15 protein-coding genes are annotated in these 16193 nt (G+C 69.1%); 6 read left to right on the top strand and 9 right to left on the bottom strand.

Going from position 1 to position 16193, the window contains the following annotated elements:
• Positions 1-7: 7 nt before the first annotated feature.
• The 9 genes from AS594_RS39295 to AS594_RS39255 all read right to left on the bottom strand — a co-directional run bounded on the left by AS594_RS39295 (position 8) and on the right by AS594_RS39255 (position 7537).
• Positions 8-547, bottom strand: coding sequence for a hypothetical protein (locus AS594_RS39295; protein WP_069936208.1), 540 nt, complete (start codon positions 545-547; stop codon positions 8-10).
• Between the two features lie 39 nt (positions 548-586).
• On the bottom strand, positions 587-1285 hold the full coding sequence (locus tag AS594_RS39290) for a DUF6197 family protein (protein ID WP_141747254.1): 699 nt from the start codon (positions 1283-1285) through the stop codon (positions 587-589).
• An 87-nt stretch (positions 1286-1372) separates the two neighbouring features.
• Positions 1373-1579, bottom strand: a complete 207-nt coding sequence (locus AS594_RS39285) for a hypothetical protein (protein WP_069936206.1) — start codon at positions 1577-1579, stop codon at positions 1373-1375.
• Positions 1580-1581: 2 nt separating this feature from the next.
• Complete coding sequence (locus AS594_RS39280) at positions 1582-1839, bottom strand: hypothetical protein (RefSeq protein ID WP_069936205.1); 258 nt, start codon at positions 1837-1839, stop codon at positions 1582-1584.
• Positions 1840-1928: 89 nt separating this feature from the next.
• The gene (locus tag AS594_RS39275) at positions 1929-2177 is read right to left on the bottom strand and encodes a hypothetical protein (protein WP_069936204.1); all 249 of its coding nucleotides are present in this window, start codon (positions 2175-2177) and stop codon (positions 1929-1931) included.
• A 123-nt stretch (positions 2178-2300) separates the two neighbouring features.
• Entirely contained in the window at positions 2301-2882 is a 582-nt protein-coding gene (locus AS594_RS39270; protein WP_069936203.1) for a hypothetical protein, read from the bottom strand.
• Positions 2883-2985: 103 nt separating this feature from the next.
• Entirely contained in the window at positions 2986-3798 is an 813-nt protein-coding gene (locus AS594_RS39265; protein ID WP_069936202.1) for a DUF4097 family beta strand repeat-containing protein, read from the bottom strand.
• Between the two features lie 190 nt (positions 3799-3988).
• Entirely contained in the window at positions 3989-5095 is a 1107-nt protein-coding gene (locus AS594_RS39260) for a hypothetical protein (RefSeq protein WP_069936201.1), read from the bottom strand.
• A 192-nt stretch (positions 5096-5287) separates the two neighbouring features.
• Positions 5288-7537, bottom strand: a complete 2250-nt coding sequence (locus AS594_RS39255) for an FtsK/SpoIIIE domain-containing protein (RefSeq protein WP_069936200.1) — start codon at positions 7535-7537, stop codon at positions 5288-5290.
• Between the two features lie 363 nt (positions 7538-7900).
• On the opposite strand from AS594_RS39255, the gene AS594_RS39250 reads away from it, so the two are divergent.
• From AS594_RS39250 to AS594_RS39225, 6 genes are all read left to right on the top strand, one after another.
• Positions 7901-8980: a hypothetical protein gene (locus tag AS594_RS39250; protein WP_069936199.1), complete on the top strand. Its 1080-nt coding sequence runs from the start codon at positions 7901-7903 to the stop codon at positions 8978-8980.
• Positions 8981-9065: 85 nt separating this feature from the next.
• A complete protein-coding gene (gene dnaB / locus AS594_RS39245) occupies positions 9066-10517 on the top strand; it encodes a replicative DNA helicase (RefSeq protein WP_069936198.1) in 1452 nt (483 codons plus the stop codon).
• 13 nt (positions 10518-10530) lie between these two features.
• The gene (locus AS594_RS39240; protein ID WP_069936197.1) at positions 10531-12780 is read left to right on the top strand and encodes a ribosomal eL19 family protein; all 2250 of its coding nucleotides are present in this window, start codon (positions 10531-10533) and stop codon (positions 12778-12780) included.
• On the top strand, positions 12777-13025 hold the full coding sequence (locus AS594_RS39235) for a hypothetical protein (protein ID WP_069936196.1): 249 nt from the start codon (positions 12777-12779) through the stop codon (positions 13023-13025). The genes AS594_RS39240 and AS594_RS39235 overlap by 4 nt, the downstream gene beginning before the upstream one ends.
• Complete coding sequence (locus AS594_RS39230) at positions 13022-13831, top strand: hypothetical protein (protein WP_069936195.1); 810 nt, start codon at positions 13022-13024, stop codon at positions 13829-13831. Before AS594_RS39235 ends, AS594_RS39230 begins: the two co-directional genes overlap by 4 nt.
• Before the next feature lie 685 nt (positions 13832-14516).
• Positions 14517-15941, top strand: a complete 1425-nt coding sequence (locus AS594_RS39225; RefSeq protein WP_141747253.1) for a hypothetical protein — start codon at positions 14517-14519, stop codon at positions 15939-15941.
• Positions 15942-16193 lie beyond the last annotated feature (252 nt).

Genomic DNA, 16193 nt, shown 5'->3' with positions numbered 1-16193 from the left:
CGGTGGATCAGGCGGGGAGGCGGGAGGCGAGGGATTCGGCGCCGTGGGCTTCGACCTCGCGGCGGTCGATGAGCCGCTCGTACTGCTTGACCTGCCGGCGCGGCAGCTTTTCGACGTCCCAGCAGTGCCGCAGGTACGCGATGTGCTGGGCGCGGGCCTGGGTGTTGCCGAGCTGGTGGGCGTGGGTGAGCTCGTGGACGACGGTGTCGTTGATGTCCCTCTCGGCGCGGGCCTTGCGCAGGTTGATGGGGATGACCACGCCGTTGGGGGCGAGCACGGTGATGCCGTACCTGCTGCGCCGGCCTCGGCGGCACTCGCGCCGGTGCGCGGCCTGGATCCGGTCGGACACCCCGGGGACGAGGGCGAGTTCGGTGTCGGCCGTGAGGGCCGACCAGCGGTTGAGGTCCCCGACCATGACGAGCTGCACCGGGGGCAGGGCGCCGAAGCGGCCGGCGACCAGACGCGCGGCGTCGGGGGCGATGGACTCGGTGTGCTTGACGAGGCGGCGCTGGAAGTAGGAGACGCTGTCGCTGGTGACGGTGAGCATGGCGTGGCCTTCCTGGAGCGGGGCGGGATGTGCGGGCGGTCAGCGGGCGGCGCGGGCGCGGGCGGCGGCGACGAGGAGCGCCTGGTGGACCTGCGCCTCCGTGCGAGTGAGCTGGTCGTTCCAGCCGGGGAGCGAGCGGGAGCCGGTGGCGACGAGCAGGTGGGTGTTGGCCTCGGAGGCGGTGGCGCGGGTGCCGGTCCCGGAGCGGATCAGGTCGCGCTCGGCGCCGAGGAGGCACACGCCTCGGCGGGACTCCATGACGAACTGGGTCCAGCCGCGGGTCTTGATGTGCTCGGACGTGGCTTCCAGGAAGTCGGCTGGGGCGATGGCCCGGTCGGGACTTGGCATGCGTTCGGCAGCGAGATGCCAGGTGACGCGCAGGGCCCCGACCAGCAGGACGCCGGCGCAGAGGGTGGTGTGCTTGAGCAGCCACCAGGCGGCCCGGGCGGTGATGACCGACGCCTTCTTCAGGAAGCGGCCGGTGGCGGAGGGGGTGTGCGGGTCGGACGGGCACGGCCCGGTGACGATGCCGGCCTGGCGGATGAGGGTGTCGGTGTCCGGGAGGGTGATGGCGGGCCTGGCCGGTGTGGCGTCGGCGAGTGCGGCGGCCAGTTCTTCGGCGAGCGCTTCGGCGAAGGCTGCGTCGACTGCTGCGGCGAGGGCCGCTTCGGACCAGAAGGTCCGCGGAGCGGTCGCGGTCGCGGAGGCGGGCATGGCGAGGCCTTCCTGTCTGGGCATGGGTCGAGTCGGGAGAGATCCGCGGGGCGGGCGGCTGAGTGGTTGGCGACCTGGCGGCCGGCCCCGGGAGGGAGGAGTGTGAGTGGATCAGCGCGGTCGTCGCCGGCCGGTTTTGCGCAGCTCGTGGGTGTGGCACAGGGCGGGCCCGATGAAGAGGCTGATCCCGTTCACCGTCCACCTGCCGCCAGTGAGCGGACCCGGCGGGACCTCGTCCACAATCCGGCCGGTCCTGCCAGTCGCGCGGGGGTCGTCCTCGCAGGAGGTAATGCGTACCTCGTCACCTGCCTGGAACATCGTCACTCTCCTGATCCGTCGTTGACGGCAAAAGAGGCGTAGTCGCCGGGCGGGTAGAGGTAGTTGGACAGTGCGCCCTCGGCCGCGACGGCGACGGCGCCGAGTCCGGCGATAGCCGCAGCGGCGACGGTGCTGTGGTCGGCGGCCGTGGAAGCGAGCAGGGAAGCGGCCTGGCTGGCGCGGCGGGCGCCGGCGGGCGAGCCGTCCGAGTTCGTCATCGCGTCGTACGCGGCGGAGCGGAGGCGGTCACGCAGAGCCATGGCTTACTCCTCGTACTGGTCGGGTCGGGAGGTCCGGGGGCGGCCGGCTGAGTTTTGGCGACCTGGCGGCCGGCCCCGGGGCGGGTGCGTTAGCTGTACTTCTTGGTCTGCTTGAGGATGTAGTCGCGTGTGACGCCGAGGACTTCGACAGCGTCGGTGCGGGCGCCGTGGTACGCGCCGTCCAGCTGGGCTCCCACGGTTTTCCACAGTTCTGCGTCGGCAGCCTCGCGGAGCTTCTCGGTGTCCTCGAAGACCTTGTCTCGCTTGGCCTTGGCGGCGGCGAGCGTGTTCTTCAGGTCCTCGCGGGCCTTGGCGATGTCGCCGGATCGGGGGGTCATGGTTCTGCTCCTCGCGGTGATGAGGGACGATGGTTCCGGCCCCCTGCTCCGGTTGGAGCGGGTTGGGAGGCCCGGGGACGGTGGGCTGAGTTTGGCGACCTGGCCGCCGTCCCCGGGGCGTAACTACTGTGGGTACTTCTGGTAGGTGCCTCCGGTCTCGAGCGCGTCGAGCTCGCTTCGGTATCCGATGGTCTTGTCGGCGTTGCGCAGGTGCAGGACGGCGGCGAGCAGCCGCTGGTTCTCGTCTTCGTCGCCGCGGGCGGCGTACTCGGCGGCCAGGTTCCGCAGCGTGGAGAGCAGTTCAGGCACCAGGTTGCTGGCGCGCAGGCTGTCCAGGACGTCGTCGATGTCGGCGCCGTTGTCGATGTCGGCGCGCAGCTGGGTCAGGCACTCGGCGAGCTCGAACGTGATGTCGCCGTCCCAGCGGTCGGGGTCGATCAGGTCAATGACGTACTCGGCGACGGCGTCGGCCGTGGTCTTGATGCCGAGGACGGCGACGGCATACAGCAGGACCGTCCAGTCGTTGGCGGTGGTGAGCCAGGCCGGGCCGGTGTGGGTAAGCCACAGGCCAACCGTGATCAGGATGGTTGCGCCGGCGGCCGGATCGGTGAGTCGGCGCGCTCGCTTCAGGGCGCGAACGGTGAGGCGGCGGGCGGTGCCGGTGGTGGGGCGCGGCTGGCCGGCTTCGGCGGAGATGTGTGCCACGTGCTGCTCCTTCGGTGAAGTGGTGCTGCGGGCTGCGGGTGGGGAGGCCCGGGGCGGCCGGCCTGAGTGTTGGCGACCTGGCGGCCGCCCCGGGGCGGTGGTGTTACCAGACGCGGCCGTTGTGGGTGGAGGTCTTCCGGTCCAGGTGGTTGGCGCCCCGGACGCGAATGTTGCCGTTGTGGGTGCGGGCGGCGAGCCTGCCGCTGGAGGCCGGGGTGGCGGTGATGGTGACGTCGCCGTTGTGGGTGCGTGCGAAGCCGCGCTGGCCGTTGTAGGCGCCGATGGTGATGGAGCCGTTGTGGGTGCTGGCCTCCAGCTCGATGTCGACGCGGTCGACCAGGACGGAGCCGTTGTGCGTCTCGGTCTCCAGGGTCTCGACGCCTTCGGTCTGGACGGAGCCGTTGCGGGCGTCGACCGTCAGGCTCTTGAGGTCACCGCGGACCGTTGTTTCGGCGTTCTTGGTCTTGACGGCGAGGGAGGAGCTGGCCGGGAGGGTGACGTCGATGGTGAGGGTGCCGCTGCCGGCGACGACGGTGCCCTGGTCGGCGACGACGCTGCCGCCGGAGACGATCCTGCGGCCGCCGATGGTGATGTCGCCGCCGCTGATGACCACGCCGCTGCTGCTGCCGATGACCATGCTGTCGCCGCCGAAGCTGAAGACGCTGCCACCGGTGCTGAAGACGGCGCCGGCGTTGGTGTCGTCGTCGGGGACGACCACGTGGAGCTTGGTGCCGTTCTCGGTGAAGGTGGTGTTCGTGACGGCCTCGGCGATCGGGCCTTCGGTGTCGGTGGTGTGGACGGTGACCTGGGCCTGAGTGGCGTGCGGGTCGACCGTGACGTTGAGGCGGCCGTTGGAGACCTTGACCTCCAGCTCGATGGCTCCGGCGTGGGCGGCGGTGCGGTTCTTCTGCGTCACTTCTGCTTCTCCTCGTTGGGTGCGGTTGGAAGGCCCCGGGGCGGCCGGCTGAGTTGGCGACCTGGCGGCCGCCCCGGGTGCTTGCGACAACCCAATAATGCATACTCCGAGTATTCATTTCAAGAGTATGCATACATCGAGTTCGGGTTTCTTGTGTTCTGGCTGGTCAGACGACTACCGATTAGCTCGATCAGGTGCGGCCTCCACGGGTGACGCGCGTGGTGGGGGCGTTGTTCGTACCGGCGACTTGCACGCCGCCGGAGTTGCGGGTGGCAGCCGAGCTGACCGCGTGCCGGACGGCGGCGGCCTGGTCAGCGGTGAGCGGCCCACCGCCGCCAGCGGGGGAGTTGACGCGGATGGGCTGGTTGTTGTCCCCGTCGACCGTGACGCCCTGGCCGGTGACGGGGGTGCGACCGCCGCTCTTCCCCGTCGCCGTGCCGACGGTGCCCGGGCAGGCGCGGCGTGGCGGAGTCTTGCCGGTCCGCGCCCGCTCGGCCTTGCGCTCGGCGGCAGCCATCGCCGCGGCGGCGGGGCCGGCGCATTCGGTGCAGCCGATGCTGATGCCGGGTGCGGTGATCCGGCCACTGTCCTCGCAGACCAGGCAGGCCGGGCCCTCTTCGGGGGCGGGCATGCCATAGGCCCGGCGGTACTTGGCGACCGAGGGAATCCTCAGCTCGGGCTCGGGATCACCCTTGCGCTTCCTGCCGCTGCCGGTACCGGCCGACTTCCCAGTCTTCGGCGGGTCGGCGGGTACGCCGCCGGCCTGGAGGTTCCAGGCGCCGCGCAGGACGGCGGAGACGGGAGTGAAGGCGAGATTGAGGGCCTTCTTCTTCGCCTTTCGGATCGGAGTGCGCACCGCGCGCCTGATCCGGGTTTTGGCCTTGCGCTCGGCGTACTTGGCGACGTACTTGGCGCCGGCGGTGATCTCGGCGGCGTAGTCGATCGGAGGCGGCGGCTCCTCACCGAATCCGGCGTCGATGATCCACAGCGCCTCGGGCTGCGTGTCGACGTAGCCGTGGAGCTCGGCGCAGGTGCGGAAGTGGCCGGAGTCGACGAGGGGTTCGGGCCAGAGGTGACCAGCAGGGCAGAGGACCTGGACGACGTCCTGGGCGCCGCGCTCGCAGAAGAGGGTCAGGCCGGTGTCGGCGGCGCAGATCGGGCAGGTGACGGGGAGGGTCTGCCAGACGGTCCGCAGGGTGTGGGCCGGGTCCTGCTGCAGGTACATGAATCGACGCTCGGCGGTGATCCGGTAGTAGCCGGCGGCGGGTTCGTTGGGCCGCAGCGGGTTGAAGGTCATAACAGACTCCCGTGATCTTTCGGGCGGGGAACGGGCAGGAACCTGGCGAAACGTGCAGGTCAGAGCGGGGGAACGCTGCTGGAACGGGGGCCCGGGGGCGGAACACTGTTCCCGATCTCTCGAGGTGTTCCGCCCGCGTTCTCGAGCTGTTCCGGGCCGCTGACCTGCATGTTCCTCACGCGTTCCGGTCAGTCAGGAGCCGTCTGGGCCCTCGCCGGTGATCTTCTTGAGGCCCCGCAGGCAGTAACCCTTGACCGTGCCCGCGCCGGGGCGCGGCCGGTAGCAGTCGGTCGTCCAGGACTTGCCGACGGGGGCGAGCACCGCCTTGATCGCTGCCTTGAGCGCGGCGGCGCGGGCTGCCTCCTGTTCGGCGGTGTCGTCGCCGTCGAAGGCGGCCAGGTCCCAGCGGTCGGGGTCGAGCTGGCCGAGGCCGGCCGCGATCTCTTCCAGCTGCAGGCCGCTCGGGTCGCTGAGCGCCTGGAAGACCTGCCGGATGGAAGTGATCAGCTGCGGGACGGTGTCCTGCGCCTCTCCCCCGGTCACGAACGTCTCGGCGCTCGCGTCCATCAGCTGCTTCAGCGTGATGCGGCTGAACTTCGCTGACTCGGCGTCGATGCCGACCAGGCCGGCCGCCGCCCGCTCCTTGCCGCGGCGCAGCAGCTCGTCGTCAGTGGCGTAGCACGCGCGGTACGGGATGGGCTCGCAGTAGGCGCTGCCGGCCATCACGTACGCCACGGAGGCATCGTTGAGCTGGTCACCCATGGCCGGCGTGAGCCGGTCCGCGCGCCAGCCCTGGGCGAGCATGCCGTCACCAAGGATCTGGACGACGTCGTCCTTGTCGCAGGCAGCGAGCACCTGAACGGGCAGCTCGACGAGCCACGTGTTGTCCTTGACCTTCTCTTTCGTGACGCCCTGCCCGGCAATGATCTCCGTGACATCGCTCTTCGCCGAGGTGATCGCCAGTTCGGCGAGCATGCCGTCCAGGTCCCAGGACACCTGCCGCTTGACCTCCTCGCCGTAGTAGCCCTTGCGGCTCTCGCGGACCAGGGCCGGGAACTCGTCGACGACGACCGTGATGCCGGGCCGCTCGCGGGAGGTGACCCAGTTCTCCCCCATGCCGAGCGGGGTGAACAGAGAGGGACGGCCCTTGCCGATGTCCAGCGCCCACTGCAGGGCGGCCCGGGCCTGGGCCGGAGTAGTCGCTACGACATGCATCGCATGGCGCAGGCCCCCAAAGCCGGATCCGGCACTGCCCAGGTCGATGCCGATGATGATCTGGTCCTCGGTCGCGGTGAGCGCGTCCAAAATGGCCCGCAGAATCGTGGACTTTCCGGAACGGCTGGCGCCAACAACATTGACGTTGGTCCGGCACATCGGCAGGGCCAAGGGACGGCCGGCCATATCGGCGCCGATCTGGGCCTTGTGAATGTCCTTCGTGGAAACCGACTGTGCTGCGCGGTAGGGGAGTTCGGGAACGGCCTGCCAGGGATTGTCGCCGGGCACGCGAATGACGCAATAGTTGCGGGACTGTGCCGACTGCTGCAGCAGGATGCTGCCGGTCCGCACGCCGGGCAGACAGGCCTCCAGCAGGTCAAGCCCGGCGGAGATCTTCTCCGGGCTCATCCGTTCCAGCCAGACGTGGATCTCAAAGCCCCAGGCGTGCGGGTCGACCCGCAGCGCGGAGAGGGTGACCTTCAGGTCCTCGGTCAGGGCCTGGCGCACCATCTGCTCGAACATCCGCGGCGTCATACCGACGCTGACCTCCTGGGGGACGCCAGCCTCGATCTGCTCCAGCTTCTCCATCTCCTCCTCCGTCACTTCGACGTCGCGGCCGAGCCAGGAGGCGCCAGCAAGGTTGAGCACCAGAGCGCCGAGGAAGCCCCACACGTCCGCGAATCCGTACGCCGCCGCATCGGCCACGACCAGCGGGCCGTAGGTGACGCCCGCGCGGATCGCGACGACCTTCTGCGCGTGCTTTTTTGCGCTCTGCGCGACAACCAACTGCTTGCCGGCCTCCAACTGCAGCGCCTGGGCCCCGGCCCGCTTCTTGTCGCGATGCCGCAGCGCGATGCCGGCGCGGCGCGCGGCGCGGTCAGCCTCCTTCACGGTGGCCAGGGCGAGGTTGACGTCCGCGCGGGCCTTGGCGCCCTCCACCCCGACGACCCAGGCACGCATCCGCCTCTCGCCGCGGAAGACACGCGGCACGAAGCCATGAACGGTGCGCTGCCGGGCGGCGGCCTTACGCGCCCGCCGCCGGGCCTGCCGGCCGATGTAGCGGGCCCTGGCCTTGCGGCCCTCCGGGGTGCGCAGCGCAGGGTTGATCCAGGGGCGGTCGCCCTCGGGGTCGGGGCGCAGCTCCCACTCGTCGGCGGTGTAGAGGGTTCCCTCCACCGCACGGCGGTGCTCGGGCTCCGGCTCCGGCTCGTCGACCGGTGCCGGCACGACCGGGGCGGTTGGGGCGAAGCACGGTCACTGTGGCGGTGGGGCCGTCGCCGTACAGCGCAACGAAGCGGCCGCCGCCGCGTAAGGCGAAGACCGTATCAGCGCCTTCGGCTTGCCCGCGCAGGGCTTGCCTGGCACGCCCAGGGATGGGCAAGCCTCTCGTCTGCTCTTTCCGTGGCCTGGGCAAGCCATTGGGCAAGCCGACATGAGGAGTGTTCACGGCACAACATCCACTAGGAGGTGTGCCGTGACCCCCAACCTGCCCTTGCCGCCCTCGCCCTTGAGGCCGCCGGGTTTTCCGCTCGTGCCGTACGCGAGCGCGCACTTCACCGATGGTGTCGTCGGCTCCCTGGCGGTGGATCTGTGAAGCAGATGTCAGCGGCCGATTTCAGCGCAGCAACGGTTTCGCGGGCCTGGGAGCCGCCGGAGGAGGTTGTCGTCTCCCGGCCCCTTGCCTATGCCGAGGGTCTCCAGCCAGAGGACTACGGCGTTCTGATTCGTCTCCTTCTGCGTGACCCGACGCAGCCGTCGGGCATGAAGGCGCTGGCCGAGGAGTTCCAGACGTCTGGTTGGAAGATGGGCGAGAGTCGACTCCGCGGCGTCATGGGCCGCCTCAAGAAGGCCGGCCACGTCCGGCACGAGCAGGTCGGCTACGACGCGAACTCCAAGCGCCCTGTCTGGGCGTTCACGGTGTACCGGAACCCCGCCAACAACCCTGAGCACGCCCGTACCCTCGGCGGGACATCGTCGCAGGTCAGCCCGACCGGTGGTTTTTCAACGGATGGGTCGTCCAGTTCGAATACCCATCCGTTGGATTCCAACGTCCGTGCAGGTCAGACCCTGTCGTTGGTTTCCAACGCGTCGAACACCCATCTGTTGGATTCCAACGTGTCGGAAACCGACGTCTGTGCAGGTCAGGCCGACACTGCGATTTCCAACGGATGGGTCGGTCACCCCCCACACCCCCCGGAGGAGGTGGAAACCTCCTCCCCCTACCCCCTCACGAACACCTCGGGTCACATGGCGCCTTCGGCGCGGGAGGAGGGGGAGGGGACATCCGTCTCCGACACGTCCACCGACGAGGCCGTTGCTGCTGCCGAGGCATTCCTTCAGGAACTGCCCCGCCCATGGACGGCCGGGCGCGTGACCGCGAAGAAGCTCGCTCCCCTGCTGGCTGTGACCGCATGTGACCAGGGCTGGGAGCTCGACGACGCGCTGGTTGCTGAGCTCACCCAGAACCCGGAGGGCGTGAAGCGCTTCCCCGCGACTCTCAGGAGCCGGATTGAAGATCTTCCCCGCCGCCTCGGGCGCCGTAAGGGCGTTCCACCGCAACGGGCGGCAGGCCGCTACTCCGACCTGCCGTCGGAGCCGGACTTCACGCCGGTTCCGATGCCGGACAAGGTTGCCGAGCTCCTCGCCGGCCTGCGCAAGCCGGCGATCTGACCAGCCCGAGAATGCGAGCGGCGGCCGTTCCCGCGAAGAATCCGGCCGCCGCTCGGGAACCCCTACCTCGCAGAAGGAGAACCTGGTGGCCATCGTCGCACCTGCCGACACCGCCGGTCCCGATCAGTCTGACAACGTTCCCGAGACGTTCCTGCCGGCCCGGAGACAGCAAAACTCCTCCGGTTTCGAGCGGACACCCCCGCAGGATCTTGACGCCGAGCAGTCAGTCCTGGGCGGCATGATCCTTTCTCAGCTGGCCATCGATGAGGTGTCCAACGTCCTGGCCGCCGATGACTTCTACCGCCCCTCCCACGAGATGATCTACAGCGCGATCATCGCCATGCGGGCGAAGAACGAACCGGTGGACCCGATCACCCTCGCTGATGAGCTCTCAAAGTCGGGTGATCTGGCAAAGGTCGGCGGCACCTCGTACCTGCACACCCTCGTTCAGGCAGTGCCGACAGCGGCCAATGCCGAGCACTACGCGGAGATCGTTCGAGAAAGGGCCGTGCTCCGCCGCCTCGTCGCCGCTGGCACCAAAATCGTGCACATGGGGTACGAAGGGGCCGGCGAGCTGGATGAGATCACTGCTAGTGCGGCCGCCGAGATCGCGGCCGTCACGGAAGGCCGCGACCGCGCAGATGACTTCCACACTCCGAGCAGCACGCTCGGCGGAACGCTTGATCTCATCCAAGCAGCAGAGTCGGACACCGGGATGACCGGCGTTCCTACCGGCTTCACCGACCTCGACTCGCTCACCAACGGCTTCCAGCCGGGACAGATCATCATCGTGGCCGGACGCCCAGGCATGGGCAAGTCGACCCTGGCTATGGACTTCGCGAGGGCCTGCACGATGCCCAAAGGCAAGAACAAGCAGCCGATCCCCGGCGCTGGCCGGCCCGCCGCGTTCATCACCCTCGAAATGAGCATCGACGAACTCAACATGCGGTGCCTGTCCGCCGAAGGCACGGTCGCTCTGCATCACCTGCGGTCCGGCACGCTCGACGACGACGGCTGGCTGCAACTTGCGGGTGCCGTCAAGCAGTACAGCGAGGCTCCGCTGTACATCAACGAATCGGCCCGCAGCCTCCAAGAGATTCAGGCGAAGTGCCGCCGCCTCAAGACGCGGATGCCCGACCTCGCGATGATCGTCATCGACTACCTGCAGTTGGTCACCACCGGCAACAGGCGGCGCGCTGAGTCCCGGGAGCAGGAAGTCTCGGACATTTCGCGAAGCCTCAAACTGCTGGCCAAGGAGCTGCGCTTGCCGATCGTGGTGCTGTCTCAGCTCAACCGTGGCCCCGAGATGCGTCAGGACAAGCGGCCGCAGGTCTCCGACCTGCGCGAGTCCGGGTCCGTAGAGCAGGACGCCGACATGGTCATCCTGCTCTACAGGGATGATGCGTACGAGAAGGAAAGCCCACGCTCTGGTGAGACGGATCTGATCGTCGGCAAGCACCGCAATGGCCCCACAGCGACCATCACGGTCGCATCCCAGCTCCACTATTCACGCTTCGTTGACATGGCCCAGGCATAGGGGGACCAGCCAGATGGATAGCAAGACCTACACCGAGGGCCTGGCCGAGCTCCGCGGAGTCCGAGACGAGATCAAGCCCCGCGAGCGACAGCTGGCGAAGTTGCAAGCCGAGCTTGACAAACTGCGTGCTCAGCGGGACGAAAAGGTCCGGGCGCTGGGCGCCTACCAGAAGGCAAAGTCAGACCGGCTTGCGACGTCGGCCGGCCTCTCGGTGATCGACGTGGTGGCCCTGGTGCCCTCTCTGGGGCCACAGGCGCCCGTCAGCGCGCCTGCGGAGTCGCCAGTGACCGGTGCCTCCGCTGAAGATCCCCCGGAGGCGCAGAAGGGCGTACGGCCGATCAAGGAAGCGGCCGGTGCCCCCGCGCCCGACCTGCGACCCCAGAGCCTGGAGGGCGACGACAGGGCAGCGGCGCTCACCCGGCCGCGCGAAGCAGCCGCTGACGGCGCCTTCGACCTGGACGTGCTCGACGAGCCCGCCCCGGCCACGGCGGCAGCTCCCTCCCCCGCGCCGGTCGCCCCGGCAGCGGTGATTCCGGACGGGGCGCAGGAGCGGACACTGCCGTCGATTCCCGAGGGAGTGGCGGGCGACCGCTGGATCTACGCCGAGTCGAACCTGGCTTCGAAGCGGCCCAACTTCAAGCAGGCCACGCGGCAGATGGCCTTCCTGGACACCGCGACGGGCGTGCTCGTGTGGCAGGGCGGCACGGTCACCCTGGACCTGGGACGCGCGAGCGTCGCCGAGATCCTCACCGCTGTGTACGCGACGGTCCCTGCGGACGTGGAGCGCATCTACATCACGGCCGGCGACCCCTGGCACCAGAACGCCGGACGCCACCAGTTCCTCAAGGACGCCGTGGCCGAGTGGCTGAACGGGCCGCTGCCGGAGGGCTGGCAGGTCGAGTCCTCGCGCGGCAAGGACCGGCAGGCCGGGCACCTGGTCCACCCCCGCAATCCGGTGGGCCGCTGGCAGCGCGGCAAGGACCAGCACAGCGAAATCCGCAGCGTGGGCGAGTGGTTCGACCCTGCCGGCGCCGACCCGGCCACCATCCGCGCCGCCTTCGTCGAACTGTGGAAGGCGCTGCGTCGGCACTGGGACGACGTCGTACTGATGGGCTCGCCGTCGCAAACGGGCCGGGACCTGTGGTCGCGGACCATCCCCGCCAAGGCCGGCGCGAAGTGGGCGGACGGCTACCCGGTCATGTCGCAGGAGATCCGCGGCCTGCTGCACGCCACCGCCGGGCAGGGCCGCACCGAGCTGATCACCCCGCCGCGCGTTCCCGAGCGGGTGCCCGGCTGGTACGAGGCCGACCGCACCTTCGCCTACGCCAAGCACACCTGGACCTCCGGCGTCGGCGTGCCGCAGCGGGTGACCGCGGCCGCGTTCGCCGCCATGAGCGAGAAGGAGCAGGCCGACGCCCTGTTCTCGCCGTCGCACTGGCAGGTGCGGGTGACCATCCCGAGGGACTGGGACCACGTCGGGCTGCTGCCGGCGCCCGCGCCCGGGGAGCGGTCCTGGCGCTACCCGTACGAGGGCGGCCGCACCTTCATCACCTGGGCGGGCGGCGCCGAGGTCAACCTGGCGCTGCGCAACCCGCTCCAGCCCTGGCGGATCGAGATCCTGGACGGCCTGGTCTGGGAGAAGGGCGACCCGCTCAAGGACTGGTCCAACAAGCTGAAGGACGTGTGGCGTTCGCTGCGCGCCCTGGGCGAGGTCCACGGTGACGAGCAGCAGCGCCAGGCCGCGCGGCTCGCCTCCCGCGCGGTCCGCAGCATCCTGCTGTACGGGATCGGCACGTTCGCGCAGCGGCCTCGCATCACCACCGGTTCCCTCGAGCTCGGTGCCGGCGGCGAGGTCCCCGAGATCCCGGACGGTACCCGGCTGACCGGCCTGACGGACACGCATGTCACCTGGGAGCGCAACATCGGCTTCGCCCGTGACCAGTACGCGCACCCGGAATGGGCGGCCGTCGTGTGGTCGGCGGCCCGGGCCGCGCTGCTGTCCGGCCCGACCGGCACGAAGGACCCAGAGACGGGCAAGCCTGCCCGTGCCGGTGCGCTGCACCTGCCTGCGGGGTCGATCCTCGCGTTCCGCACCGACGCTATTTACAGCTCGGTGCGTCCCGACTGGCCGTACAGCGGCGAGCCGGGTGACTACCTGCTCAAGGGCGCGATGTCCTGGGAGCAGAGCACACCCACGACCGATGAGGAGTTCTACGTGCTGCAGGCCCTTGGCCGGCAGGCTCTGGAGGCGGAGGAGCTGTGAACGCTGAGGTGGCATGGGGCGGCAGGTGGGAGCACCCGGAGTGCGGTGCCTCCGGCGAAGCGGTGTGGGACGACGACGACACCGCATCGTCAGGGCACGACTGTGACCGCACTGGGGAGGTCACGTGGAACGCCGAATGGAAATGCCACGGATGTGGCACCGGCAGTGACGACCAGTTCGACGACGACACCACCACGCACGCCGATCACGAGTACGCAGACGAGGACGAGGGGGTGGCAGCGTGACGCCGCGCAGAAGGCGGGACACCGGCGGCGGCCGCCGTGCCCAGCGCAACGAGGCGGCGCGGCTCACCGAGCAACTAATGGACGCCGGCTTTAACAAGAAGCAGGTCGGGGAGATCCTGGGCCGCAATCCGTCCCTGGTCTCGCAGTTCTTCACCAAGAACAAGGGCGCCTCGATGGTGGAGGCGCTGCGGGCCGTAGTCCAGGAGGTACAGGCCGGCGGACCGCAGGACACCACCAGCCTCAAAGCTCTGGCCGGAGCTCATATTCAGCCGCGGCTGAACAAGGCGGGGTACAAGGCGAAGGTCCGGGGCAAGAACCGCATCAGAGCCGAGAGGACGGTCAAGGACGAGCGGGGCAGGACCGTTGTGGGGCCTGACGGCAAGCCCGTCAAAGCTTGGTCGTCGTCGCTGGCCAAGGCCGGTCGGCAGCACATCGCGTCTGGTGCGAGCCGACTTCGCCCCGTCGTAGAGGACGCGGCCGTGAACCAAGGACTGATCGCGTTCACAGTCCGGGCACGCAAAGGCGCGTTCACGCACGATGCCGGCCGTATGGACGACTCCCCCGGCGTTCGACGCTACGTCGTGCAGCGCCGCGACGGTACGGAAGAACGGGCCTACGCCAACAACACGGGCGGTCCGGGGTCCGGTATGCAGGGCTTCGACGCCGTCGAGTTCAAAGGCATGGTGGATGCCGCTGGCGGCGACGTGGCGGCTGCGGTGCAGAGGTGGCTGGTCGACACAGGGCGCATCGTGCCTGGGACGCCCATCACCGGTCTGGAGATCCGCGCCTGGAAGCAGAACCAATGAGATGACAGGTGAGCCGCTCCCGCAGAGACGGGCGAAGAGCGGGAGCAGCGTCGACCGATTCCGGAAGATTCCCGCACGCGGGGAGGTCAAGCCGAGCAGATCGCCACGCTGCAAGCCGGAATGCTCCCGGGCCAGCGGGGAGGACTCCAGGTCGAGGACCGGGCGGATCCCGCGGGCTGGCCGCGCCAGCGGGGAGGACATCTTGGCGTAGGACTTGCCCCAGCCGATCATCGGAACACCCCCGCGCCAGCGGGGAGGACACCTCGTACTCCCCGCTGTCCCCCGCCGGAGCCTCATACGTGGGTCGTCTTGACGGAGCAGGGATTGGTCCGTTCGGGCTGGCCGCCTGTGGCGCGGCACAGCTTTCCAGCTGTAGTTCGGGTCACGAACGCAACCCCCGAATCCGACGCCCTATCGCGCATAAGCGGACCAGCTCTCACGGACCTTGGTCAAGGTCAGCTCCCCGCCACACACCGGCTCGTATCAGCCAACCTGTGCGTGGCTTCTAAGTCGGGCGCACCGACGCCCCTTTCACGGAGCCGGCCAGATGACCAGGTGAACGTGCTGTTGATCGCCAGCGGAGAGTGATCCTCGGCAATGGGTGTGTAGTCAGCCCTGGTAGCGTCGCCGAACGCATGATCACGGGCACCTCTGAGGGGCCACGGGGGCGAAGAGGGAGAGCGGCATGCGGGTGGCCAGGTCGGTGGGCGGGGTCGTGTTGGCGGCAGTCCTGGTGGCGGGTTGTAGCGGCAGCAGCGGTGACAGTCGAGCCCACGACAAGAACGGGGTTCCTCAGTCGGGCCACAAGGCGAAGCCGCTTGCGGAGTTGAAGGTGCCGTCGGCCTACGACCCGGGCAAGGGCTGGGATGCAGCCTTGAACTGGGTTCCAGGCGTGGTGCGGACGATTCCCGTGACTGCCGCACCCCGCTCGGGTGTGATTGCCATGATGCACGCCGCCTCCAACGGGTACACCGTCGAGGCGCGTGCCGCCGACACCGGTGAGGTCCGCTGGATCTCCGGGCCCTGGAACCCGCCCACGCCGATCAAGGGTGCGGAGGGCGACGCGGAATCCGGTCGGGCGGGGGAGATCCCGGACGTGATGGCGGTCGAGCAGGACGGGCGTGAGTACGTGCTCGCCTACGCGCACGGAATGCGGGGCAAGGATTCTCTCCACGAGGGGGCTGAGGTGGTGCGGCTCGCCGTGTATGCCACCGATGCCTCGGGCACCTCGGTCAAGCCGCTACGGGAGATCGACGTCCCCGTTTCGGCTGACCCCGGTGAAGTGCGTGTGGGATTGACGGGTGGGCGGATCCTCGTCGCCTGGGGTGACAGTGACGCCTTCCCCCGTTCGGCTGCAGCGGTGGACGTGGCGACTGGAAAGGTCGACGCCTACGAGAAGCCGAACGGCATGCTTTCTCAGTGCGCGACGACGGTTGCCTGCGCCAGCAGCCGCGTGCTGGCGGCCACAGCAGACGGCCCACTGGTAGGCATGGGTACCGGAGGCTTCGGCATTCCGGACCGCTGGTTCAGTGACGCCGTACGCCCGAGTGGCATCGAAGCGAAGACGGGCATTGTCGGCTCGTGGAATGGAGATGTGTACGGCGTCGCCGGTGGCCACATCCTCGCGGGCTGGTCGACAGGCGGCACGTTCGGCGCTCCGAACGCCCCGCTGTGGTCGGTGCACGATGTGCGAACGGGCCAGCTCCAGGCCAGCATGACCTGTGCGCACGAAGTCCCGGGATCCAATAAGGCTCGCGACTACCCCGTGATTACTTCGCCAGACCGCCGCTACCTGGCAGCTGGGCCTGTTGTCTTCGATCTGAAGCTCGGCAAGGGCATCTGTCTGGAAGGTGACGGGGACCGCAAGACGATCGCGCTCGCCTCGATCCGCGACAACGGCACAGCGTACGGGGCGGTCCAGGACAAGTCGGCGGCCGATGGCCCGGAAACGGTCGTCGCGGAGCTGAACCTGACGACCAGCACGGGTGAGCCGAAAGTTCTCGGTGTAGGTGTGGACGTTCCATACCTCACCAGCGTTAACGGGTCAGGCCTGTTCCTTGACCGCGATGACGACATGAGTGTGCGAGTTTCGCTGCGGCGAGAACGCTGATCCCACCCTCGGCTGAGGCAAATGGCTGACAAGGGCAGGCGCGGCGCTTCGGTCGGCGAACGCTGCGGTGTCACCCGGCGGCAGGGACCGGACGACCAAGGCTGCCCTGAAGGTCAGCCCCACTCTCCTGGCTGGGGCGTCGGCTCAGCGGGGGTGCTGGCGCCCGAGGTTCCATCGCCCGGGAACCAGGTCCCAAGAACAACGAAGACCGGTACGAGAGGGGCCGTCGCCTCGTCGTACCAGTCTTCTTGT

The sequence above is a fragment of the Streptomyces agglomeratus genome, from assembly GCF_001746415.1.
Classification (GTDB): Bacteria; Actinomycetota; Actinomycetes; order Streptomycetales; family Streptomycetaceae; genus Streptomyces; species Streptomyces agglomeratus.
Note: the sequence above shows the minus strand (reverse complement) of the source record. Positions and strands in the feature narration are given on the sequence as shown.

What these genes read in the sequence shown, in the direction of transcription:
- AS594_RS39260 (WP_069936201.1), bottom strand. Translation starts at nt 5,095, where the DNA reads ATGACCTTCAACCCGCTGCGGCCCAACGAACCCGCCGCCGGCTACTAC.
- AS594_RS39275 (WP_069936204.1), bottom strand. Translation starts at nt 2,177, where the DNA reads ATGACCCCCCGATCCGGCGACATCGCCAAGGCCCGCGAGGACCTGAAG.
- AS594_RS39240 (WP_069936197.1), top strand. Translation starts at nt 10,531, where the DNA reads ATGGATAGCAAGACCTACACCGAGGGCCTGGCCGAGCTCCGCGGAGTC.
- AS594_RS39290 (WP_141747254.1), bottom strand. Translation starts at nt 1,285, where the DNA reads ATGCCCAGACAGGAAGGCCTCGCCATGCCCGCCTCCGCGACCGCGACC.
- AS594_RS39285 (WP_069936206.1), bottom strand. Translation starts at nt 1,579, where the DNA reads ATGTTCCAGGCAGGTGACGAGGTACGCATTACCTCCTGCGAGGACGAC.
- AS594_RS39280 (WP_069936205.1), bottom strand. Translation starts at nt 1,839, where the DNA reads ATGGCTCTGCGTGACCGCCTCCGCTCCGCCGCGTACGACGCGATGACG.
- AS594_RS39295 (WP_069936208.1), bottom strand. Translation starts at nt 547, where the DNA reads ATGCTCACCGTCACCAGCGACAGCGTCTCCTACTTCCAGCGCCGCCTC.
- AS594_RS39225 (WP_141747253.1), top strand. Translation starts at nt 14,517, where the DNA reads ATGCGGGTGGCCAGGTCGGTGGGCGGGGTCGTGTTGGCGGCAGTCCTG.